Source organism: Serratia sp. OS31 (assembly GCF_014164835.1).
Lineage (GTDB): Bacteria > Pseudomonadota > Gammaproteobacteria > Enterobacterales > Enterobacteriaceae > Serratia > Serratia liquefaciens_A.
Genome location: NZ_JACJFQ010000046.1, coordinates 1 through 21,064, shown reverse-complemented (window position 1 = coordinate 21,064; position 21,064 = coordinate 1). Strand labels below are relative to the sequence as shown.

20 protein-coding genes are annotated in these 21,064 nt (G+C 57.2%); 12 read left to right on the top strand and 8 right to left on the bottom strand.

Going from position 1 to position 21,064, the window contains the following annotated elements:
- Nucleotides 1-24: 24 nt before the first annotated feature.
- Nucleotides 25-858 carry an IclR family transcriptional regulator C-terminal domain-containing protein gene (locus H5P17_RS24280; RefSeq protein WP_044552146.1) on the bottom strand — a complete coding sequence of 278 codons (834 nt, stop codon included), beginning with the start codon at nt 856-858 and terminating at the stop codon, nt 25-27.
- Between the two features lie 241 nt (nt 859-1,099).
- On the opposite strand from H5P17_RS24280, the gene H5P17_RS24275 reads away from it, so the two are divergent.
- From H5P17_RS24275 to pcaD, 4 genes are read left to right on the top strand one after another with little or no spacing between them, the layout of a single operon-like run.
- A complete protein-coding gene (locus H5P17_RS24275; protein WP_182825645.1) occupies nt 1,100-1,786 on the top strand; it encodes a 3-oxoacid CoA-transferase subunit A in 687 nt (228 codons plus the stop codon).
- 9 nt (nt 1,787-1,795) lie between these two features.
- The gene (locus H5P17_RS24270) at nt 1,796-2,476 is read left to right on the top strand and encodes a 3-oxoacid CoA-transferase subunit B (RefSeq protein ID WP_182825644.1); all 681 of its coding nucleotides are present in this window, start codon (nt 1,796-1,798) and stop codon (nt 2,474-2,476) included.
- Nucleotides 2,454-3,656, top strand: coding sequence for a 3-oxoadipyl-CoA thiolase (gene pcaF / locus H5P17_RS24265; protein ID WP_182825643.1), 1,203 nt, complete (start codon nt 2,454-2,456; stop codon nt 3,654-3,656). Before H5P17_RS24270 ends, pcaF begins: the two co-directional genes overlap by 23 nt.
- 13 nt (nt 3,657-3,669) lie before the next feature.
- Entirely contained in the window at nt 3,670-4,440 is a 771-nt protein-coding gene (pcaD, locus tag H5P17_RS24260) for a 3-oxoadipate enol-lactonase (RefSeq protein ID WP_182825642.1), read from the top strand.
- A gap of 5 nt (nt 4,441-4,445) precedes the next feature.
- Here the strand turns inward: pcaD and arsC are convergent, their stop codons facing one another.
- The 3 genes from arsC to H5P17_RS24245 all read right to left on the bottom strand — a co-directional run bounded on the left by arsC (nt 4,446) and on the right by H5P17_RS24245 (nt 6,582).
- The gene (gene arsC / locus H5P17_RS24255; protein ID WP_182825641.1) at nt 4,446-4,877 is read right to left on the bottom strand and encodes a glutaredoxin-dependent arsenate reductase; all 432 of its coding nucleotides are present in this window, start codon (nt 4,875-4,877) and stop codon (nt 4,446-4,448) included.
- A 21-nt stretch (nt 4,878-4,898) separates the two neighbouring features.
- Complete coding sequence (locus tag H5P17_RS24250) at nt 4,899-6,182, bottom strand: arsenic transporter (RefSeq protein ID WP_044552161.1); 1,284 nt, start codon at nt 6,180-6,182, stop codon at nt 4,899-4,901.
- 70 nt (nt 6,183-6,252) lie between these two features.
- Nucleotides 6,253-6,582, bottom strand: coding sequence for a metalloregulator ArsR/SmtB family transcription factor (locus H5P17_RS24245; RefSeq protein ID WP_182825640.1), 330 nt, complete (start codon nt 6,580-6,582; stop codon nt 6,253-6,255).
- Nucleotides 6,583-6,834: 252 nt separating this feature from the next.
- Here H5P17_RS24245 and H5P17_RS24240 point away from each other — a divergent pair, with 252 nt between their 5' ends.
- Nucleotides 6,835-7,014: a hypothetical protein gene (locus H5P17_RS24240; protein ID WP_020827564.1), complete on the top strand. Its 180-nt coding sequence runs from the start codon at nt 6,835-6,837 to the stop codon at nt 7,012-7,014.
- 82 nt (nt 7,015-7,096) lie between these two features.
- Here the strand turns inward: H5P17_RS24240 and H5P17_RS24235 are convergent, their stop codons facing one another.
- The gene (locus H5P17_RS24235) at nt 7,097-8,014 is read right to left on the bottom strand and encodes a LysR family transcriptional regulator (protein WP_182825639.1); all 918 of its coding nucleotides are present in this window, start codon (nt 8,012-8,014) and stop codon (nt 7,097-7,099) included.
- A 100-nt stretch (nt 8,015-8,114) separates the two neighbouring features.
- On the opposite strand from H5P17_RS24235, the gene H5P17_RS24230 reads away from it, so the two are divergent.
- From H5P17_RS24230 to H5P17_RS24215, 4 genes are all read left to right on the top strand, one after another.
- Entirely contained in the window at nt 8,115-8,576 is a 462-nt protein-coding gene (locus H5P17_RS24230; protein WP_182825652.1) for a DMT family transporter, read from the top strand.
- Between the two features lie 5 nt (nt 8,577-8,581).
- A complete protein-coding gene (locus tag H5P17_RS24225; protein ID WP_182825638.1) occupies nt 8,582-9,046 on the top strand; it encodes a DMT family transporter in 465 nt (154 codons plus the stop codon).
- 114 nt (nt 9,047-9,160) lie between these two features.
- Nucleotides 9,161-9,757 carry a sigma factor-like helix-turn-helix DNA-binding protein gene (locus H5P17_RS24220; RefSeq protein WP_182825637.1) on the top strand — a complete coding sequence of 199 codons (597 nt, stop codon included), beginning with the start codon at nt 9,161-9,163 and terminating at the stop codon, nt 9,755-9,757.
- A 2-nt stretch (nt 9,758-9,759) separates the two neighbouring features.
- Nucleotides 9,760-10,533, top strand: a complete 774-nt coding sequence (locus H5P17_RS24215; RefSeq protein ID WP_182825636.1) for a DUF3307 domain-containing protein — start codon at nt 9,760-9,762, stop codon at nt 10,531-10,533.
- A 36-nt stretch (nt 10,534-10,569) separates the two neighbouring features.
- Here H5P17_RS24215 and mgtA read toward each other — a convergent pair whose 3' ends face one another.
- On the bottom strand, nt 10,570-13,269 hold the full coding sequence (gene mgtA, locus H5P17_RS24210) for a magnesium-translocating P-type ATPase (RefSeq protein WP_044552175.1): 2,700 nt from the start codon (nt 13,267-13,269) through the stop codon (nt 10,570-10,572).
- 199 nt (nt 13,270-13,468) lie between these two features.
- A complete protein-coding gene (locus H5P17_RS24205; protein WP_044552178.1) occupies nt 13,469-14,167 on the bottom strand; it encodes an MgtC family protein in 699 nt (232 codons plus the stop codon).
- 511 nt (nt 14,168-14,678) lie between these two features.
- Between H5P17_RS24205 and H5P17_RS24200 the strand changes: the two genes are divergently transcribed.
- On the top strand, nt 14,679-16,862 hold the full coding sequence (locus H5P17_RS24200) for a glycoside hydrolase (protein WP_182825635.1): 2,184 nt from the start codon (nt 14,679-14,681) through the stop codon (nt 16,860-16,862).
- Nucleotides 16,863-16,925: 63 nt separating this feature from the next.
- Nucleotides 16,926-18,311 (top strand): CoA transferase, encoded by a 1,386-nt coding sequence (locus H5P17_RS24195; RefSeq protein ID WP_182825634.1) that lies wholly within the window; start codon nt 16,926-16,928, stop codon nt 18,309-18,311.
- Between the two features lie 2 nt (nt 18,312-18,313).
- On the opposite strand, the gene H5P17_RS24190 is transcribed toward H5P17_RS24195, so the two are convergent.
- On the bottom strand, nt 18,314-19,186 hold the full coding sequence (locus H5P17_RS24190; protein ID WP_182825633.1) for a LysR substrate-binding domain-containing protein: 873 nt from the start codon (nt 19,184-19,186) through the stop codon (nt 18,314-18,316).
- A 100-nt stretch (nt 19,187-19,286) separates the two neighbouring features.
- Between H5P17_RS24190 and H5P17_RS24185 the strand changes: the two genes are divergently transcribed.
- The gene (locus H5P17_RS24185) at nt 19,287-20,702 is read left to right on the top strand and encodes a pyridoxal-dependent decarboxylase (protein WP_182825632.1); all 1,416 of its coding nucleotides are present in this window, start codon (nt 19,287-19,289) and stop codon (nt 20,700-20,702) included.
- Nucleotides 20,703-21,064: the final 362 nt, after the last annotated feature.

Here is a 21,064-nt window from a genome sequence, read left to right as displayed (position 1 = left end):
CAAACTCAGGGTCAGTCCTCCCGACTACAGCAGCAGTGCCAGCTCCATTGCCGTACGCTGCAACTGCGGCAGCACGCGCTCACGCAATTCCGCCGACGAAATCTGCGAGGCATTCACCCCCACGTTCATCGCCGCCACTACCCCGCCCTTGCGTGAATGCATCGGCACCGCGATCGAACGTAAGCCTATTTCTAACTGTTGATCGTTAATGGCATACCCCTGACGACGCACCTTGGCCAACTGTTCACGCAGTTGCTCAGCACTGGCAACGGTAAACTCGGTCAGCGGTTCGAAGCTGACCCGCGACAGATAATCGTCCAACTGCGCTTCGTCCAAAGCGCTGAGTAAAACCAATCCCATCGATGTCGCGTAGGCCGGCAAACGGCTGCCCCGCCCCAGATCGATGGTCATGATGCGCTTCACCGAAGCGCGGGCGATATACAGAATATTGTCACCGTCCAGGGTCGCTACCGAGCAGGATTCATTCAGCAGTTTACTGAGGTAGTCCAGCGAGTTTTGTGCCGCTTTCGCCAATTCGGAAGAGGAAAGATAGGCGTGACCGATAGTCAGAACCCGTGGCAACAGCCGGTAATGCCGACCGTCAGGGCAATGGACAAAGCCGAGCGCGCGCAGAGTGTAAAGGCAGCGGCGCACCGCCGCACGGGGGATACCGGTAATGTGGCTGATTTCAGAAACCGACATTTGCGAATATTGCGGCTGGAAGGCCTGCAACACCTCCAGCCCCCTGGCCAGGGACGCCATAAAATTAGGGTCGCCTTTATACTGGTCGTTACTTAAATCCCCGATTTCCTGTAGCCGGCGCAGTTCTCCAGCGCCAAATTCCGACTCATCACCCATCCGGACCTCCGATTAAACAAACCTTCGCATTATAAGCCTGTGGCGCCGCGATGCTGCTTTGTCTGGCACCCAATAGCGATTTAGTTATCTGCGTCACAGAATTGACAGGCAAATCATCACAGTTTCGATAATCGCACAAACAGTTGATATTCGCACTTGTCGCTGCATTTTTCCTCGCTTAAGGTAAATCCAGACCCACCAGCGTCACGCTGAGAGACCCCTAGCGTACTCAGGAGAGCAAATGATCGATAAAAGCGTGGCGTCCGTAGACGCCGCCGTCGCCGATATCCCCGACGGCGCGACCATTATGGTCGGCGGTTTTGGCCCCGCCGGCCAGCCTTATGCGCTACTGGATGCGCTGATCCGCCGTCGCCCACGCGAGCTGACGTTGATCAGCAACAATGCCGGCAATGGCGATTTCGGCCTGGCGGCGCTGCTGAAGGCCGGTTGCGTACGCAAGGTTATTTGTTCATTCCCGCGTCAGTCGGACTCCTGGGTATTTGACGACCTGTACCGCCGCGGCGAACTGGAGCTGGAACTGATCCCGCAAGGGAATTTGGCCGCACGCATCCAGGCTGCCGGTTCCGGGCTCGGGGGGTTTTACACGCCCACCGGCTACGGCACCGAATTGACTCAGGGCAAAGAAACCCGCGAGATCGACGGCAGGCACTACGTGTTCGAACTGCCGCTGAGGGCGGACTTCGCACTGATCAAGGCCGACCAGGCCGATCGCTGGGGCAACTTGCGGTATAACAAAACCGGGCGCAACTTTGGGCCGATCATGGCCATGGCCGCCACCTGCACCATTGCTGAAGTCAATCGCATGGTGTCGCTGGGCGAACTGGATCCTGAAAACATCATTACGCCAGGGATTTTCGTACAGCGCCTGGTGACCTCGCCTGATCATCCTGCGCAGCTTTCAGCTTAAGGGATCCCCATGACCAAACTTACTCATCAACAGTTGGCAGAACGTATTGCGCGCGATATCCCTGAAGGCGCCTACGTCAATCTGGGTATTGGCATTCCCACGCAGATCGCCAACTACCTGCCGGCGGATAAAGAGATTTTCCTGCACAGCGAGAACGGCATTCTCGGCATGGGCCCGGCACCGGCGGCGGGCCAGGAGGATCCCGAGCTGATCAATGCCGGCAAGCAGCCGGTCACCCTGCTCAAGGGCGGCTGTTTTTTCCATCACGGCGACTCCTTCGCCATGATGCGCGGCGGCCACCTGGATATCTGCGTGCTCGGCGCCTACCAGGTTTCCGAACGAGGCGATCTGGCTAACTGGAGCACCGGTGCCCCAGGAGCCATTCCGGCGGTCGGCGGCGCGATGGATTTGGCCATTGGCGCCCGCCAGGTGTTTGTGATGACCGAGCACCTGACCAAAAAAGGGGAATGCAAAATTGTCCGTCACTGCACTTATCCATTGACCGGCGTCGGCTGCATCGATCGCATCTACAGCGATCTGGCGGTGATGGACGTGACTCCGCAAGGCCTGGTGGTCCGCGAAATATTCGGCGATCTGACCCCGGAACAGCTGCAGGCAGTCACCCCGGTCGAGTTAACCTTCGCCCTTCTGCACGGAGAACAGCCCCATGAATCCAGCCTACCTGTGTGACGCCGTCCGCACGCCTTTTGGCCGATTGAACGGAAGTCTGGCAACCGTTCGCGCCGACGATTTGGCCGCCCTGCCGCTGAAAGCGCTGCAGGCACGACACCCGCAGCTGGACTGGGCCGCAGTGGATGACGTGCTGCTCGGCTGCGCCAATCAGGCTGGCGAAGACAACCGCAACGTGGCGCGCATGGCATTGCTGCTGGCAGGCCTGCCGGTACAAATCCCCGGTTGTACCCTTAATCGCCTGTGTGGCTCCAGCCTGGATGCGGTAGCGATGGCGGCACGCGCGATAAAAACCGGTGAAAGCGAACTGATGATTGCCGGTGGCGTAGAGAGCATGTCCCGCGCGCCCTTCGTCATGGGCAAGGCGGAAAGCGCCTACAGCCGGGCGATGAAACTGGAAGACACCACCATGGGCTGGCGGTTTATCAATCCGCAGATGAATGCGCAGTACGGTGTGGAGTCGATGCCACAAACCGCCGAAAACGTCGCCCTGAAGTTCAATATTTCCCGTCAGGATCAGGATGCCTTCGCCCTGCGCAGCCAACAGCGTACCGCCGCCGCACAGGAAAGCGGCTTTTTTGTCGACCAACTGATTGATGTCAGCATCGCACAGAAAAAAGGCGAGCCGCGGCTGTTCACGCAAGACGAACACCCTCGCGCTACCACGATGGAGGCATTGGCGAAACTGAAACCGGTAGTAGATCCGCAGGGTACCGTCACCGCCGGCAATGCCTCCGGGCTGAACGACGGCGCCTGTGCGCTGTTGCTGGCAGGCGAATCCGGGCTGTCCCGCCACGGCCTGCAGCCCATGGCACGCATTGTTGCCAGCGCCGTTACCGGTATTGAGCCGTCGATCATGGGCTTTGCCCCGGCGCAAGCGGTTCGCAAGGTGCTGAAAGTTGCCGGCTTAAGCCTGGATCAAATGGACGTGATCGAGCTTAATGAGGCCTTTGCGGCGCAGGCGCTGGCAGTGACCCGTGAGCTGGGACTCCCCGACGATGCCGCCCAGGTCAACCCCAACGGCGGCGCCATCGCCCTGGGCCACCCGCTGGGCGCCTCCGGCGGCAGGCTGGTGATGAACGCGGCCTGGCAATTGCAGAAAACGCGCGGGCGTTACGGCCTGTGCACCATGTGTATCGGCGTCGGCCAGGGTATTGCGCTGATTATCGAACGGGTGTGACAAGGGGACAAAGATGGATATCGACTATCGTCTTGATGGCCGCGCTGCTGCGCCGCTGCTGGTGCTGTCCAACTCACTGGGCACCACCTTCGATCTGTGGCAACCGCAACTGTTGGCACTGAGCGAACACTTTCGGATATTGCGTTATAACCAACGTGGACACGGTGCTACGCCGCTGTCTACCCGACGGTTACGGCTTGAGGATCTCGGCCAGGACGTGATCGCCCTGCTCGATTATCTGGATGTACCAAGCGCCCATTTCTGCGGCATTTCAATGGGCGGCCTGACCGGTCTGTGGCTTAACCGTTACCACCCGCAGCGCATCAAGCGGATGGTGGTCGCCAATACCGCCGCACGTATCGGCAATGCCGAAGGCTGGCAACAGCGGGCACAGCAGGTGCGTAGCCAAGGGTTGTCTTCGATTGCCGCCGCCTCCCCCGCCCGTTGGTTCACCGAAGCCTTTCTGCAAAATCATCCTGAGCAGGTTGCCGCTCTGGTCGCCGGTCTGGCGGCCGGCAACCCCGAGGGATACGCCGCCTGCTGCGATGCATTGTCAGTGGCGGATTTACGCGCCGACGTGGTTTCCATGAGCCGGCCGATGCGGGTGATCGCCGGAGAGGCCGACCCGGTAACCACCGTCGCGGACGCCGAGTTTCTGGTGGCCAACGCACCGCATGCCGAACTGCAGCGGCTGCCGGCTTCGCATATCTCCAATCTCGCCTGTCCAGGCCTATTCAGCCATAGCGTGATCGAATTCCTGACCGAGGGGCGCACGGCGGGCTAAGTCGGTTATTGGTCTGCTACTCGCCGCCCTTGCGCATCGATCACCGGTTCACCGTCTTCCTTGGTGAAAGGACCTTGCTGCGGATCCGGCAGGATATCCAGCACGGCTTCCGACGGTCGACACAGACGGGTGCCCAAGGGTGTCACCACAATAGGTCGATTAATCAATATCGGCTGTTGCAACATAAAGTCGATCAACTGTTCGTCACTCCAGCCTACCTCCGCCAGCCCCAACGATTCATAAGGCTCCACGTTTTTACGCAATAAGGCTCGCGCAGATATCCCCATATCGGCAATCAGCTTGAGCAATTGCTGACGGTCGGGCGGTGTCTCCAGATACAAAATCACCGTCGGTTCCACACCACTGTTGCGGATCAGTGCCAACGTATTGCGCGATGTGCCGCAAGCCGGGTTGTGGTAAATCTTGATGTTACTCATGGCGTTCTCTCTGAGTTAAGGCTAAAGCGACAGGCGCAGAGCCAGAGCGGTCAGCGCAACCAACAGCACCGGCAGGGTCATCACTACCCCTACCCGGAAATAGTATCCCCAGCTTATGACGATGCTTTTCTTCGACAATACGTGCAGCCACAACAGCGTGGCCAGGCTACCGATCGGCGTAATTTTTGGCCCCAGATCGCTGCCGATGACATTGGCATAAATCATTGCCTGTTTAATGACGCCTTCGGCATTGCTGCCGTCAATCGACAAGGCCCCCACCAACACCGTCGGCATGTTGTTCATCACCGAGGACAAAAATGCCGTCAGGAAACCGGTGCCCAGCGTGGCTGCCCAAATTCCGCGTTCGGCCAGAAAATCAAGCACGCCGGCCAGCGTATCGGTCAGCCCTGCATTACGCAGCCCGTAGACCACCAGATACATCCCCAGTGAGAAGACCACGATCTGCCAGGGGGCGCCCCGCAACACTTTAGCCGTGTCGATGGCCTGCCCCTTTTTCGCCACCAGCAGCAGGATCAACGCCCCCACGGCGGCGACCAGGCTAACCGGCACGCCCAGCGGCTCAAGCCCAAAAAAACCCACCAGCAACAGCACCAATACGCCCCAACCGGCTCTGAACGTCGGCAAATCGCGAATGGCCTCACGCGGTGGCCGCAGCAACTTCAGGTCATAGCTGCGCGGAATATCTTTGCGGAAGAACAGGTGCAACATCGCCAGCGTGGCGACGATGGCGGCAATGTTCACCGGCACCATTACCGCCGCATACTGCGTGAAACCCAGTTGAAAGAAATCAGCGGAGACGATATTCACCAGATTAGACACCACCAGCGGCAGGCTGGCAGTATCGGCGATAAACCCCGCCGCCATCACGAAAGCCAGCGTAGCCCCTGAACTGAACCCTAACGCCAGCAGCATCGCAATCACTATTGGCGTCAGGATCAGCGCCGCCCCGTCATTGGCAAACAACGCCGCCACCGCGGCCCCCAGCAGCACAATGTAGGTGAACAGCCAACGCCCTTTGCCCTTGCCCCAGCGCGCAACATGCAGCGCGGCCCATTCAAAGAAGCCGGACTCATCCAGCAGCAGGCTGATAATGATCACCGCGATAAAGGTCGCGGTGGCGTTCCAGACGATCTGCCAGACCAGCGGAATATCGCCGACGTGTACCACACCGGTCAGCAATGCCAAGACCGCGCCGAAAGAGGCACTCCAGCCTATGCCCAGGCCTTTCGGCTGCCAAATCACCAAAACAATCGTCAGGATAAATATTGCCCCGGCCAACACCATCACAACTCCTTAGTCTCTCACATCAAACATATATGTTATTTCGAATGTATTGGTTTAAATTTTTTTAGCGTTACCGGCAGACAGCCCCTAACGCACGCTGCGCCAGCTCGGTCATCTGCTGTTGCCGGCTAAGGTAAGCCTGTTCGATAATTGCCGCCGCCCAGGCCGGCATATGCGGCGACAGACGGTAGTAAATCCATTTGCCCTCGCGGCGATCGATCAGCAGACCACTTTCACGTAACATCGCGAGGTGACGGGAAATCTTGGGTTGCGATTCCTCCAATGCGCTGACCAACTCGCACACGCACAGCTCACCCGCCTGGCGCAGCAAAAGCACCAGCATGAGACGAGTTTCCTCCGACAGATTTTTAAACAGTGCCAGTGGCGTCAGTGATGTCATGGGGATCCTCCTTTTGCGATAACCGCCATGATAAGCTTGAGGGGGATAAATGCCAAGAAACATATATGAATTAGTGAATATTAAGCGTTATACCGATTTCGTGGTGGGGTTCACTTTCGCGATGGCCTGGTGAAAAAGCTCACTCAGCCTGAGTTAAGTTTCAGCTATTGATTCCATACGCCAAAGCGACTGTTCATTATGTGCTCTTTCGTTACAATCTCTAGCGTGAAATCCACCGTTTAGAGGGCTCTTATGTACAACTTCTCACGTTATCAGGCAAAAGAACTGGCGCTGGCTTATATGAGCGGCAAAAAACACGACCTGTCACCGCAGGAATTTCTGCAGCAGCTGAAAAGCAGCGAAAAATCTTTCGACTATCTGTTGAAGCACGGCAACGAACAGCCGCGCGAAGTGCTAGTAAAAAGTTTCTGACACCCCCCGCACCTTAAGCTCCCTTCGCCGGTGGCGTACCATAAGGCACGCGTATTCCCGGCCGAATGGCGACGGGGTGTTATCACCGATCTGCGGTATCCCAATAAGGCCGCTCTCCTCCGAGCTGAGCCAGCAGAAAATCGACAAAGGCCGATACCTTAGCCGGTAAGTATTTGCGCTGTGGATAGACGGCATAAATGGCATGCTCGGGCAGCCGATAGTCCGGCATCAACTCAAGCAGTCGCCCCTGCGCAATATCGTCTCCGACGATAAAAGTCGGCATCTGACAAATCCCCAAACCGGCGATCAACGCTTCACGCAACGCCTCGCTGTTATTCACCTGGTAATTGCCTTTAGGCTGAAAACGTACGGCCCCCGCAGGCCCGTCGAACTGCCATTCGCTTCCACCCCGGAAATAGCTGTAAAACAGACAGTTATGTTTCGTTAACTGGTCCAGGTCCTTCGGTGTTCCACAACGCGTCAGATAAGACGGCGCTGCGCACAAGACGCTGTTGCACGGCGCAATACGCCGGGCTATCAGGCTCGAGTCGGCCAGTCGACCGATGCGGATCGCCAGGTCATAGCCCCCTTCGACCAAATCGACCAGTTGGTCGTCCATCATCATATTGATCTCCACCGCGGGATAAGCGGCCAGGAAACGGGGGATCAAGGGGGCAATATGCAAACGACCAAACACCATAGGTACGCTGATCCTCAGGCAGCCCTGCGGTTGCCCCTGCAAACGGGTGACCGCATCCTCCCCCTCTTGCGCTACGGCGCAGGCATTGCGTGCATAAACAAAATACTGCTCACCGGCCTCGGTCAGGCTCAAACTGCGGGTGGTTCGCTGCAATAATTGCACGCCCAACGAGCGTTCCAGTTGGGTAATGCGTTTGCTTACTGCCGATTTGGTGATGCCCAGTCGCTCGGCGGCGGCAGAAAAGCTTTCACATTCCACCACCGCCACAAATACCGGGATTGCTGCAAAGCGATCGTTCATTATCCGTCAACTTTTTCTCAACAATGAGTTTCCATTTTAGTGGATTAAGCTTTAAACAAAAACAATATAGGCTGCTCTTCAAATTAATTTTGAAGTTGAAATCCTGATGCGTGAACGTTTTTCCGATCCTCTGCTGGCGCTGGGCGCCGGTGCCCTGTTGGCCCTGATGATTGCCATCAACAGCCTGCTGGCTGGCTATAACTCCCCCTTGCTTGCCTCTTGGCTGGCTCACGGTATAGGCGCCATCACCGCCTGGTTACTGCTGCTTCTGCTGAACCGTCGTTCCCCGCGCCACGCGCCCTCATCGGCCAGGACACCCCGCTGGGCCTATTTGGGTGGTCTGCCCGGCGCCCTGACGGTGGTGCTGGCCGCCATTACGGTCAACAGCCCGCTGGCGCTTTCCGGCAGCCTGGCGCTGATGCTCACCGGTCAGGTTCTGTTCGGCATGCTGGCCGACAGCTGCGGCTGGTTTGGCTCGATTAAACGCCGTCTGAGCCTCAACGATATCGTCGCCACGCTGCTGATCCTCTGCGGCTGCGCTCTGCTCATCTTCCTGAGGTAACGTCCATGTTTACCCTGATATTCCTTGCTCTACTCAACGGCGTCTGTATCGGTCTCAGTCGCGCAATCAACGGTCGCCTGGCGCTGGATCGTGGCGCTTTTCATGCTTCACTTTGCAATCATCTCGTCGGTTTCTTGTTCCTCAGCCTGCTGCTGGTGGCAACCGGCAGCGTCACCGGCGCGACCTTCGTCCAGGCCCCGTGGGGTGCCTATATGGGCGGGATCATTGGTGCGCTGTTTGTCGCGTTGAACAGCTATATCCTGCCGCGTCTCGGCACCCTGCGCGCCGCACTACTGATTATCAGTGGCCAAATGCTGGCAGGGGTCGTTATCGATCGCCTGCGCGACAGCGGCGGTCCTATCAGCGCACAGATCTTGGGCGTGGGGCTGATCCTGCTGGGCGTCTATGTGGCCCGAATGGAAAAATCCCTGCTTAAGCTGATCCTTGAGCCTATTCAGCGGCGGAGTTAATTTCGTGCTTAGAGGCGAATATTTATCATATTCGTACTCGGATACGAATTATTGACATATTCGCCTTGAGGTGCGAAATTTACCGATAACTCCCGCTTCAGAGCAGAAAAAGAGATGCCAGCACAAGTTAGCGTGATCACCGGCGATCTGGTCAATTCACGGCAATTAGACACCACTCACTACATTACCGGGTTAAGTGCCCTGCTGAGTCAATTGCAACGGGCTACGCTTATTGAGCGATTCGAGATTTTCCGTGGCGATGCTTTTCAAGCGGTGGCCGAACCGCAATCCGGTTTGCTGCTGGCGGTGTATATCCGTATTGCGCTTAGAGCGATGGACTCACGCCATTGGGATGCCCGCATCGCCGTTGGCCTCGGCAGCGACCAGGGGCAAACCGCCGGTTATGGCAGCGCCTTTGTGAATTCTGGCCAGGCCCTGGACGCTTTGATGAAAAATTGCCGACTGGCTCTGAAAAATGACAATGAGCGGACAAATGCCATTGTCAGCGATCTATTGCCGATGTTAGATCATGTGATTAGCCGCCTCTCGCAGACCGAAGCGCAGGTCGTCCAGGCACGTTTCTTCGCCGATACCAGCCAGCAGGTGGCGGAAAAGCTGCAAAAGGCCGCCTCCACCGTTTCTGCCACGCTGAAACGCGCGGCCTACGAGGAAATTATGCGATTTATTCACGCGATTAACAGGATCACCTGAATATGGATTTGAGCTACGCGCCGTTGCTGACCTGGTTGCTGGTGGTTCACCTGCTGGCCGACTTCCCGTTGCAGCCGCGCAGCTGGGTCGAGGATAAGGCTCGTCACCGCGCACGCTCCCGTTTCCTGCTGCTGCATGCCTTACTGCACGGCGTGCTGGCCGCCTGGGCGGTGGCCGGTTTTGCGTTGCTGCATGGTGGGCTCTCTTCCGGTCAGGTGCTGACCGCCCTGCTGGTTGTCGCCATCAGCCACTGGCTGATTGACCTGTTGAAGGTCACGTTATTGACTCGCATCAGTCAAGCGGGCAGTTTTCTGCTCGATCAAGGCCTGCATCTTACGGTGATTGCGCTGCTGTGGCTGTCGCTGACGCCCAATGCCAAGGACCTGTTTAGCGCGCTGGGAGCGGCCATTGCCGGTTGGCAGGCTGGGCTGGTTGCGGTGACATATTTGGTGATTTACATGCCGATGGGCATGCTTATCGGCCAGCTTTTGGCTCACTGGGCACCGCAGATGCCTCCCTCAGCCAAAACCGATAACGACTCGTTATTGCGTGCGGGCAAACAAATCGGCTATCTGGAAAGAACGCTGATCCTGACCTTTGTGCTGATCGGCCAAATCCCGGCGGTCGGTTTTTTGCTGGCGGCCAAGTCAATCTTTCGCTTTGGCGATTTGCGCCAGAGCGATGACAAAATGCGTACCGAGTATGTGCTACTGGGTACGCTGTTTTCCTTTACGCTGACCATCATGCTGGGTCTGCTGGTGAAAAAAATGCTGTAGAGGCGGATAATATTTCGCCCCTACAGCCGGCACTGATTACAACCACTCACCGAAGCGGCGAATATAGAAGCGCTTCATCAGCTGTGCCACCACGCAGTAGCTGACCAAGGTACCTGCCAGCCACGGGAAGTATTCCCACGGCAGCGGCTGCAACCCGACCAGTGCGCCCAGCGGCGAGAACGGCAGGTAGATACCCAGCCCCATCACCAGCGCCGTGGTCAGCAACACCGGCAGCGCGGCGGTGCTCTGAATGAACGGGATCTTCTGGGTACGCAGCATGTGAACCACCAGGGTCTGCGAAAGCAAGCCTTCAATAAACCAACCTGACTGGAACAAGGCCTGATGCTCCACGCTGTTGGCGGCGAAAACAAACCACATCAGCGCATAGGTGGTGATATCGAAGATGGACGACGTAGGCCCAATCCACAGCATAAAGCGGCCGATGTTTTTCGCATCCCACTTGCGCGGCTTGCGCAGGAACTCTTTATCCATCTTGTCCCACGGCAGCGACAGCTGAGAGATATCGTACATCAGGTTCTGGATAAGCAAGTGGATCGCCAGCATCGGCAAGAACGGAATAAAGGCGCTGGCCACCAGCACCGAAAACACGTTGCCGAAGTTGGAGCTGGCGGTCATGTTCAGGTACTTGATGATATTGCCGAAAGTTTCCCGTCCCTTGATCACCCCTTCTTCCAGCACCATCAGATTTTTTTCCAGCAAAATGATGTCTGCCGACTCTTTGGCGATGTCCGTGCCGGTGTCGACCGAAATGCCCACGTCGGCATCGCGCAGCGCCGGCGCATCGTTAATGCCATCACCGAGGAAACCGACGGTATGGCCATTCGCCTGCAGCATTTTCAACACCCGCGACTTCTGCAGCGGCGTCAGTTTGGTGAAGACCGTGCGCTGTTCCACTTCTCGCGCCAGCGTGGCGTCGTCCATCAGCTCAATTTGCGGGCCGGAAAGCGGCTCCCCCGGCTCCAGGCCAACATCGCGGCAGATTTTGCAGGTGATCACCGGGTTATCACCGGTCAAAACCTTCACCGCCACGCCGTTTTCCTGCAGGGCGGCGATCGCTTCCTGTGCGCTTTCCTTCGGTGGGTCGAGGAAGGTCAGTACGCCCTGGATCACCATATCGCGCTCATCGATAATACTCAGCGGCAGAGCATTTTTCTGTTCGCCCAGATCCCGCGTTGCCAGTACCAGCACGCGGAATCCTTCTTCGTTATATTGAGCGGCAAGCGCCTGCAACGCCTCACGCCGAGCCTGATCCAGCGGTAAAATCTGCTGCCCGTCGCGCACATGGGTCGCAATTTCGAGCATTTCCTCCACCGCCCCTTTGCAAATCAGGCGCTGTTGGCCATTTTCATCTGCCACCACGATAGATAAACGACGGCGAATAAAATCAAAGGGCAGCTCATCGACCTTGCTGAAGCGGCCTAATGCCTCGATGCCCGGCTTGCCGCGACCAAAACGGATCACCGCCTGGTCCATCAGGTTTTTCATTCCGCTCTGGTGGAAGCTGTTCAGCCAGGCCAGGTGCAGCACTTCATTGTCTTTGGTCCCGCTGGCGTCCAGGTGGTGCTCAAGGATGATGCGATCCTGCGTCAGGGTGCCGGTTTTGTCGGTGCACAACACGTCCATCGCGCCAAAGTTCTGAATGGCGTTCAAACGCTTGACCACCACTTTGCGCCGCGACATGGCGATAGCGCCCTTCGCCAGGTTGGAACTGACGATCATCGGCAGCATTTCTGGCGTCAACCCTACCGCCACCGCCAGGGCAAACAGAGCGGCTTCGCTCCAGTCGCCTTTGGTGAACCCGTTGATCAACAACACAATGGGCACCATCACCAACATAAAGCGGATCAGCAGCCAGCTGACGCTGTTCACCCCGCGATCAAAGGCGGTTTGTGAACGGGTGCCGACAATCGACTTCGCCAGTGAGCCGAAATAGGTGCGTCCTCCGGTTGCCACCACCACCGCCGTGGCCGTCCCACTGGCGACGTTGGTACCCATCAGGCAGATGTTCGACAGCTCCAGCAGCGCATGTTCGCTGGAGACTTCGTCCTCACTCGATTTTTGGCTGACGTTGCCCATAACGTCGTATTTCTCAATCGGGATCGCCTCGCCGGTCAGAATGGCCTGGCTGATAAACAGATCGCGCGACGCCAGCAGACGAACGTCCGCCGGTACCATATCCCCGGCAGAGAGCTGAATAATATCGCCCGGCACCAGTTCGCGGATCGGGACTTCCAGCGTCAGCGGATGTGCGCTGTAGCTGCTGCGGCGCATCACCGTTGCGGTAGTACGCACCATCGACTTCAGCGTTTCCGCCGCCTTGTTGGTGCGGTATTCCTGCCAGAAGCGCAGCAGCCCGCTGAGTGACACCATCACCAGAATGATGATGACACCGGTGAGATCGGTTTCTTCACCGCGCCGGGCAGGCAGCCAGTAATCGGTAAAGAAACTGATCGCAGCCAGCACCATCAGTACATAGATAAACGGGTTATTAAAGGCGCTGAACAACTGCACCAACGCGTGCGGAGCCTTCTCATGTGCAACCTGATTAATACCAAACTGCGTCAGGCGTTCATCAACATCGTCCTGGGTTAACCCATTACGGTTACATTTTAAATTTGCCAGCGTCTGGTCAACGCTGTTTTTCGCCTCTTGCGCGATGGCGTATGGCGTCGATTTTTTATCCCGGCGACGTACGGTTTCATTAATATAGGTCATAATGCAATTCTCTTATCTTACTCTGCGCACAGGGATACCCCGCCTGATTAACAGGTGAATAAGCACAGAATGGAATTTATTTAATTGACGTGATTAACGCGAATTATTGCCGCGTCGTTCACGTTGAATATTTAAACTTTCGGGGTCACCGTCCATGACGCCTCCTTATCACTGAATGCAGTGAAACATTAATGACTTATTAGACAGGCAATTCAGAAGCAATACGCCAACGCACAGCACTGACGCTTTTTTCCAGACTGACGCGGCAGACAATACCTTCAATCTCTTTTTGCACCGAAGGGTTCGCGGTTATTTCCGCACAAACTTCCAGCTGGCCGGGAATGGCAATATCGGCACTGCGCAAGGATTGTAATCTTAATGCCACGCCGTTGAGCGCCTGTAATATCAGGGTGCGGACCAGTATTTCATCCTGCTCGCCACAGGTGACCTGAATGCGGTAGCACACCTCCAGATCGGTCGCCTGCTGTTGCGGTTGCAGATTGATGCGTTGCGCCGCCTCGCGCAGCAGAATATTGGCGCACAGGATCACCAGCGTCGCCAGCACCGCGTTCCAATACTGCCCGAGGCCGCACAGCACACCGATTGCGGCAGAGCACCAGAGTGTGGCCGCCGTATTAAGACCGCGGATATTCAGGCCTTCACGCATGATCACGCCGGCGCCCAAAAAACCGATGCCAGAGACAATCTGTGCGGCAACCCGACCGGCGCTGGAAGGGTCGGTCGACATGGAGCTGAGGATAAATACCGCCGCCCCGGTCGCCACCAGTGCATTAGTACGCAGGCCGGCCATACGCTGGCGCCATTGCCGTTCTGCGCCAATAACGGCGCCCAGACTCATCGCCAGTAATAAATTTAAAACAAAAGGAGTCATAGCCATGACTTTCCCCTTTAATAACCACAGGAGATAAGATCATGTGCTTTTTAGCACACGCGAAATCGCGCCGATAATAAATCAGCGATTGAGCGTATAAGTGCCTGGAGGGAATAGGCTGTGGCTGCAAATAACCATAATTACGTCCAAATCAATTCACCCGATGCCATTTGGCCTCAGGAACAACAGTCAGATTCGGGTTTGCACAGCTCGGAATACCAGAGAGGGGTGCTGCCCGCCGTTTTCGGCAAGCAACAAATCAGAAGAGGATTGGTCAGCTTGCCTTATTTATATCACTGCAACTAAAACTGTCCAATTGTGTTTCCTCTTTGAAATTTTGGCTGAGTATAGTGACGCAAGGTGACGATGTAAAGGCGAATTTATTAAACGGAAATTAAACTCAATAACCCAATATTTGATGAGTCACGCGATTATACCTTATTGGCATTGGGCACTTGGTTAATTACCGATAAGCTTGAGCTTCAACAGGACAATCATCCTCAAGGACACGCATTCAATGAACACGCTTCGCCTTTCCATCAGCCTCGCCCTGCTTGCCGGTTTTCCCGCCCAGGCCCTGCTCTTGCAACAGGGCGAGGCCCGTTTCGATATAGACCCGGCCACGCTGCAAATCGTCGCGGGAAAAAACCAGGTTAACCAGGCACTGGCTGAGCAAACCGTGGCTGAACTGCAAAGCACATCGACGCAGGCAACCTGGCAATGGCCCGGCAGTGCCATGCAGGTTACCGCCAGATTGGAAGGGGGCGATCTGCGTTTGAGTTTCAGCAGCAAGCGGGCACAAACGCTGAATTGGTTCAGGCTGCCGCCGCAGGCAACCACCCTGCTGCTGCCGATTGGCGAAGGGAGCCGCATCCCGCTGGACAATCCCATCTGGCGGAATTATCTGGTCAAGGAAATGACGCCGCTGGATACCAACTGGGATCTGAAACTGCCGCTGTGGAGCCAGCAACAGCAAGGCAAGGTCTACAGTTGGTTACTGCTAACGCCATTCAGCAACCAGGTGACCTTCACCGACGCAGGAAAGGGACTCGCGATGAGCAGCAGCCATGAGTTCAACCGCTTTAATCAGCAGCAGGCTTTCGAAGTGCTGCTGCACGTAGGAGACACGCCGCTGTCCGGCGCGCGCCGTTATCGTGAATACCTGCAACAGAGCGGTCAGTTCAGCAGCCTGCGAGATAAAATCCGCATCGCGCCGAAAGGCGAAAAACTGATTGGTGCCACGCACATTTACCTGTGGGGCGACAAACTGCTGGCGGCGAACGACGTGAAAAATTGGCCGGGTCTGTTGGACTGGCTTACCACCCCCAAGGGCGAGTTTGTGTGGCTGAAAATGGATGCCGATAGCCAAAAAACCGTGCGCACGCTGGCGGGAAAAACGCCGCAGGGCTGGCAACAGCAAACGCTGATTGATGCCCTTAATCAAGCGCTGGTGACACTGACGCCGCTCAAGGCAACGCCGGATGACGCCGGCTTTTTACCGGCACAGCGCCAACAGGCCGCGGATATCCGAGCCTTGGCACAACGGCAACTTGGGCCCTATCTGACTCCGCCGGACAGTTGGGGACAGGGGCTGGCACAACCCTTGGTCGAGGCGCTGCAGCAGGCCGGTCTGCCGCGCCTGTGGTTGGGCACCGACAACTGGACCGCCGAGTTCCTGCACCCGCAGGCGGTAGAAAGCGCCAAAAAAGCGGGATACCTGATCGCCAGCTACGATTCTTACGACACCGCCATTCCACGTGGGGTCAATGACAGCTGGTTAACCGCCCAACTGCCGACGTCCCTGCGAGAAAAGTGCGCCATCGTGCGTGCCGACGGCAGTAAAAAACCCGGCTTCGGCAAACAAGGCTACTACCTGAATCCAGGCTGCGTGCTGCCTTACTCTCAGCAGCGCATGGCCGAACTGGTGCGACTGGCCGGGCTGAACAGCCTGTTCCTCGACGTTGACGGCACCGGAATGGTCTCTGACGATTATCAGCCCAACCACCCGACCGGTGCCGAGCAAATGGCGCAGGCTCGCAATGCGCGGCTGGCCTGGTTCAGCAATACCCTTCGGCTGCCGCTAGGCTCCGAAGATGGCAATGCGGTGACCGCGCGTCACATCATGTTTGCCCACGGCATGGAAACCTGGGGATTCGGCTGGGGCGATAAGCAGATGAATCAGGATAAGTCCTCTCCTTATTACCTTGGCGCCTGGTGGCCCAATGCCCAACCGGCCTTCTTTTTCAGCCCGGCCAAGGTGAAGGAACCCTACCGCACGGTGGAATTCGATCCGCGCTATCGCCTGCCCATGTATCAGGCGGTGTTCCACGACGCGGTGATCAGCAGCCACCACTGGAACTATGACAACCTGAAATTCAGCGATGTCAAAACCACCCGCAGCCTGCTGAGCCAGCTCTACAATACCGCGCCGATGTTCCATCTCAGCCGTGCCACGCTGCAGGCGCGTCTGCCGCAGATCAAACAGGCCGACGCCACCTTCCGTCCGCTGCATCAGGCCCTGTGGGATAAAGCGCTGATCGATTTCCGCTGGCTGGACAATGCCGGGTGGGTACAGCAAACCACCTTCAGCGACGGCACCACGCTGACCGCCAATTTTGGCGAGCAGCCGTTCAACGGCATAGCCGCCCAGAGTCTGCGTGCCAAACTGGCGGACGGTCGCACCCTGAACGTTACGCCATAGCAACACCGGTCGGGGTGAACTACGCTAGGTTCAGTCCCCTGACCGTCACCGCTGGAGTTGATAATGGATAGCCTTACTCAAACGCTGCTCGCAGAGATCGAGCAAAGCTTTGGTCACGACGCCTTTTCGGCGGGTTCGCTGACGGTCAGCGGTGAAGGTGCTCTGAGCAGCGCATTCCCGGTCAGCGAATTGGCGACCGCCTGCTGGGCCGCCGCCGGGCTGGCCTGCGCCGGACTGCTGCAACAGCATCACGGCGCAGCACCGCAGGTGTTTGTCGATCGTCGGTTGGCATCCTTGTGGTTCAGCTGGACGTTACGCCCACTGGGTTGGTCATTGCCCGCGGCCTGGGATCGGTTAGCGGGTGATTACGCCACCTGCGATGGCTGGATCCGTCTGCATACCAATGCAGCGCATCACCGTAAAGCCGTAGAGCAAGTGCTCGGTCCGCATCAGGATAAAAATGGGCTGGCGCCAAAGGTGCTGACATGGAAAAAAAACGAGCTGGAGCAGGCGGTGATAGAGGCCGGAGGCTGTGCGGCAGAAATGCTTTCTGTCGAAGCGTGGCGGCAGCATACCCAAGGTAAAAGCGTTGCCCTGGAACCGCTGATCCATCAGACGCAACTTCAGGAAGCTCCGCCGCCAGGCTGGGCCGTGGCCAACGCCAGGCCGCTACACGGCGTACGGGTGCTGGATCTGACGCGGATTATCGCCGGCCCGGTAGCCACCCGTTTTCTCGCCGGTTTGGGGGCGGACGTATTGCGTATCGATCCTTACGGCTGGGACGAACCGGCCGTTGAGCATGAGGTGATGCTCGGCAAACGCAGTGCACGATTGAACCTGACCAACGCCCACGATCGCCACACCTTTGAACATCTGCTGAAAAACGCCGATGTTATCGTGCACGGATATCGCGCCGGGGCCTTGGAAAAACTGGGTTATGGTGCGGAACAACGACAGGCCTTATCACCGGGATTGATCGACGTTTGCCTGAATGCCTACGGCTGGAGCGGCCCGTGGCGTGGGCGGCGTGGTTTCGACAGTCTGGTACAGATGAGTTGTGGTCTGGCCGATGCGGGCATGGCGTGGAAAGGCACCACCCAACCCGTACCCTTGCCGGTACAGGCGCTGGACCACGCCACCGGCTATCTGATGGCTACGGCGGTGCTGCAGGGCATTTGCCAGCGTCTGCAAAATGGCACCGGCTACAGCGCCCGACTGTCGCTGGCCAGGACGGCACAGCTGCTGCTGCATCATCCTTATCCGCCACAACATTCGGGAGAGCCACTGGCCCCGCCGGTCTGCGCAGATGAGAACCCGGAAACCGAACTGACCTGCTGGGGCCCGGCGCAGCGGCTTAACCCCGCGTTACGGCTCAATGGCACCGCGCTACTTTGGGCACTGCCGGCCACCCCGCTTGGCCGCTCGCAACCGGCCTGGCTGCGACGCTGAACTCAGGCCAATTGACGCTGCAACCAGTGTAACAAGGCTTCAACCGCCGGCGTCAGCCCGGAGCTTTGCGGCCAAACCAGATAAAAATCTACCGGATCGAGTCGCCTGGCCGCGGCCAACGCCACCAGCCGGCCGTCGATCAGCGCATCGCTCACCAGCAGTTTTTTCACCAGCGCGATGCCAAACCCTTGCTCGGCCGCACGGATCAACAAACCCGCATCATTAAACGACGCCAGAGGCCTGCCATACTCCCTCTGCTGATGCGCCAAAAACCAACTGCGCCATGGCGTTACATCATGCTCCAGCAACGGCATACCCGGCGTGCCACCGTCGAAGGCCGCCTGCCATTGGTGCGCCAACGCAGGGGTTGCCACCGGTACTACCTCTCCCGTGGCAATAAGTTGCGCCTGCATATCCGCCCATTGCCCATTGCCGAGACGAATAGCCGCATCAAACCCTTTGCGCGTCAGATCCTGCACCGCCAGCGAGGCATCGATATCCAGCGTAATATCGGCGCAGGCCGCGTGAAAAGACGACAGCCGCGACATTAACCAGTAATGAGCGAAAGAAGGCAAGACGCTGATACGCAGGATCTGACTTTGCGCAACGCGCCTGACCCGCCCGATCCCCTGTTGTAATGCCTCCAGCGTCGGTTCGGCCACCGCCAACAGCTCACGCCCGGCAGCGTTCAGACGCAGCCCCCGGCCCTGTCGTTCAAACAACGGACAGCCCATCGCCTGTTCAAGCTGCTGGATCTGTTGGCTGACGGCTCCGTGGGTAAGGTGCACCTGCTGGGCGGTGGCGCGCAGATTCTCCAGCCTGGCGGCGATCACAAAGGTTGGCAGGAAATGCAGTGGAATTCGCTCGCTGAACATTGGTTAACCCTGCTATCCAAAAAGGGTATTTTTCATCGATTTTCCCGTCAAAGTAAAGGGTCTAGGGTGTCCCTATTTCCCCTTACATCCGGAGTTATCGATGCACCCACGTTTACAGCAAGATCTTGACCAGTTTCCACAGGTCCTCGACCACACTCGTCAGTTGACCGAAACGTTTCTTGCCGGCGTACAACTACGCCCGGTTTGCCCTTCCTTAAGTGCGCAGCAACTTCAACCGGGTGATGACCAACTGACCGAGGACGGCAAGGGTGCGATCGCGGCACTGGACCATTTCTGGCAGCGTTATGCCGAAGGGTTCTCCGCCAGCGCCGGGCCGCGTTACTTTGGCTTTGTCACTGGGGGCGCAACCCCGGCGGCATTGGCTGCGGACTGGCTGGTTAGCGTTATCGACCAAAATAGCCAACTGAGCCACGACACCGTTGCCGCCGCGATTGAATTGGCGACGGTGACCCAGCTGAAAACCTTGTTGGGGCTGCCGGAAACCTTCAATGGCAGTTTTGTCAGCGGGGCGACCATGGCCAACTTTGTCGGTATCGCCATCGGTCGCCAATGGCTCGGCCAGCAACGCGGCATCGACGTCGCCGAACAGGGACTGGCTGCATTGGGCTCCCTGCAGGTCTTGTCGGCAAATCCGCACGCCAGCAGCGTGAAAGCGCTCAGAATGCTGGGGATAGGGCGTGATGCGCTGAAAATTATCGACAGCCTGCCAGACTCCGAAGCTATAGATCCGGCGGCGCTGGAACGGCATCTGGCTACCAGTGGCGGTATGCCTACCCTCGTCCTGGCCAGTGCCGGTACGGTGAATACCGTGGCCTTCGATGACCTTCAGCGCCTGCTGGCGCTGCGGGATCGGTATCCATTCTGGCTGCATGTCGACGCGGCCTTTGGCGGCGTGGCAGCCTGTTCATCCCGCTATGCGTCGCGTCTGGCCGGTTGGGAGCAGGCTGATTCCATCACCGTTGATGCGCACAAGTGGTTGAACGTCCCTTATGACAGCGCCATTCAATTCAGCCGTCACCTGCCATTGCAGATGCAGGTGTTCCAAAACCATTCGGCCTATCTGGAAGCCCCCACGTTGCGACCGGACAACTATCTGCATCTGACCCCTGAAAACTCGCGGCGCTTCCGGGCACTCCCTTTATGGATGGCGTTGAAAGCCTATGGCCACAGCGGCATGCGGGATATGGTGGAGCGAAACGTTCAACTGGCGCAGCTATTGGGCACAGGGTTGGCGGCCAGCGAAGGCTTTCATCTGCTGGCACCGGTCAATTTAAACGTGGTGTGCTTTGCTCTGAAAGACAATAAAGGCGATGCCGTTGCAGCACGCGACCGTTTTATCGCCCGCCTCGATCGGCACGGCATCGTGCGCTGTACTCCTACCCACTACCATGGGCAGCCAGGGATACGCGCTGCCCTGGTCAATTGGATGACGCAGGAAAGCGATATTTATTTAGCATTGGAATCGATGCGTTATTGTTTGCCAGAGCCTTGCTGATAGGGAAAAATCAAGGGTACTTCCTGCATGGGGCGCTCTATTATTACGGTCGCCGCCATGCGGCCGTAAACCTTTATCAATAATTGACAATTTACAGCCCAGCTACGGAAAGAAAATAGTTCAGTAAAACCAATTAATCACTCACTGACATTTTTCACATTTGTTGGAATAGCACGAATGGTCACACCAACTCGTTGTTATATCGTCAGTTTTTTTAACAAAAAAACGCAAAAATGTTAACCCTATGTGATTATTGATTATCGCAAGTGATACAAAATGTAAGAATTATCATTATCAAAAACAAGAGAACAACATATAAACTGACAATTATCATCATCAACGACCAAAGAAGACGTAATAAC

Coding starts and splice junctions, on each gene's coding strand:
- H5P17_RS24280 (WP_044552146.1), bottom strand. CDS start 858: ATGGGTGATGAGTCGGAATTTGGCGCTGGAGAACTGCGCCGGCTACAG.
- H5P17_RS24275 (WP_182825645.1), top strand. CDS start 1,100: ATGATCGATAAAAGCGTGGCGTCCGTAGACGCCGCCGTCGCCGATATC.
- H5P17_RS24270 (WP_182825644.1), top strand. CDS start 1,796: ATGACCAAACTTACTCATCAACAGTTGGCAGAACGTATTGCGCGCGAT.
- pcaF (WP_182825643.1), top strand. CDS start 2,454: ATGAATCCAGCCTACCTGTGTGACGCCGTCCGCACGCCTTTTGGCCGA.
- pcaD (WP_182825642.1), top strand. CDS start 3,670: ATGGATATCGACTATCGTCTTGATGGCCGCGCTGCTGCGCCGCTGCTG.
- arsC (WP_182825641.1), bottom strand. CDS start 4,877: ATGAGTAACATCAAGATTTACCACAACCCGGCTTGCGGCACATCGCGC.
- H5P17_RS24250 (WP_044552161.1), bottom strand. CDS start 6,182: ATGGTGTTGGCCGGGGCAATATTTATCCTGACGATTGTTTTGGTGATT.
- H5P17_RS24245 (WP_182825640.1), bottom strand. CDS start 6,582: ATGACATCACTGACGCCACTGGCACTGTTTAAAAATCTGTCGGAGGAA.
- H5P17_RS24240 (WP_020827564.1), top strand. CDS start 6,835: ATGTACAACTTCTCACGTTATCAGGCAAAAGAACTGGCGCTGGCTTAT.
- H5P17_RS24235 (WP_182825639.1), bottom strand. CDS start 8,014: ATGAACGATCGCTTTGCAGCAATCCCGGTATTTGTGGCGGTGGTGGAA.
- H5P17_RS24225 (WP_182825638.1), top strand. CDS start 8,582: ATGTTTACCCTGATATTCCTTGCTCTACTCAACGGCGTCTGTATCGGT.
- H5P17_RS24220 (WP_182825637.1), top strand. CDS start 9,161: ATGCCAGCACAAGTTAGCGTGATCACCGGCGATCTGGTCAATTCACGG.
- H5P17_RS24215 (WP_182825636.1), top strand. CDS start 9,760: ATGGATTTGAGCTACGCGCCGTTGCTGACCTGGTTGCTGGTGGTTCAC.
- mgtA (WP_044552175.1), bottom strand. CDS start 13,269: ATGACCTATATTAATGAAACCGTACGTCGCCGGGATAAAAAATCGACG.
- H5P17_RS24205 (WP_044552178.1), bottom strand. CDS start 14,167: ATGGCTATGACTCCTTTTGTTTTAAATTTATTACTGGCGATGAGTCTG.
- H5P17_RS24200 (WP_182825635.1), top strand. CDS start 14,679: ATGAACACGCTTCGCCTTTCCATCAGCCTCGCCCTGCTTGCCGGTTTT.
- H5P17_RS24195 (WP_182825634.1), top strand. CDS start 16,926: ATGGATAGCCTTACTCAAACGCTGCTCGCAGAGATCGAGCAAAGCTTT.
- H5P17_RS24190 (WP_182825633.1), bottom strand. CDS start 19,186: ATGTTCAGCGAGCGAATTCCACTGCATTTCCTGCCAACCTTTGTGATC.
- H5P17_RS24185 (WP_182825632.1), top strand. CDS start 19,287: ATGCACCCACGTTTACAGCAAGATCTTGACCAGTTTCCACAGGTCCTC.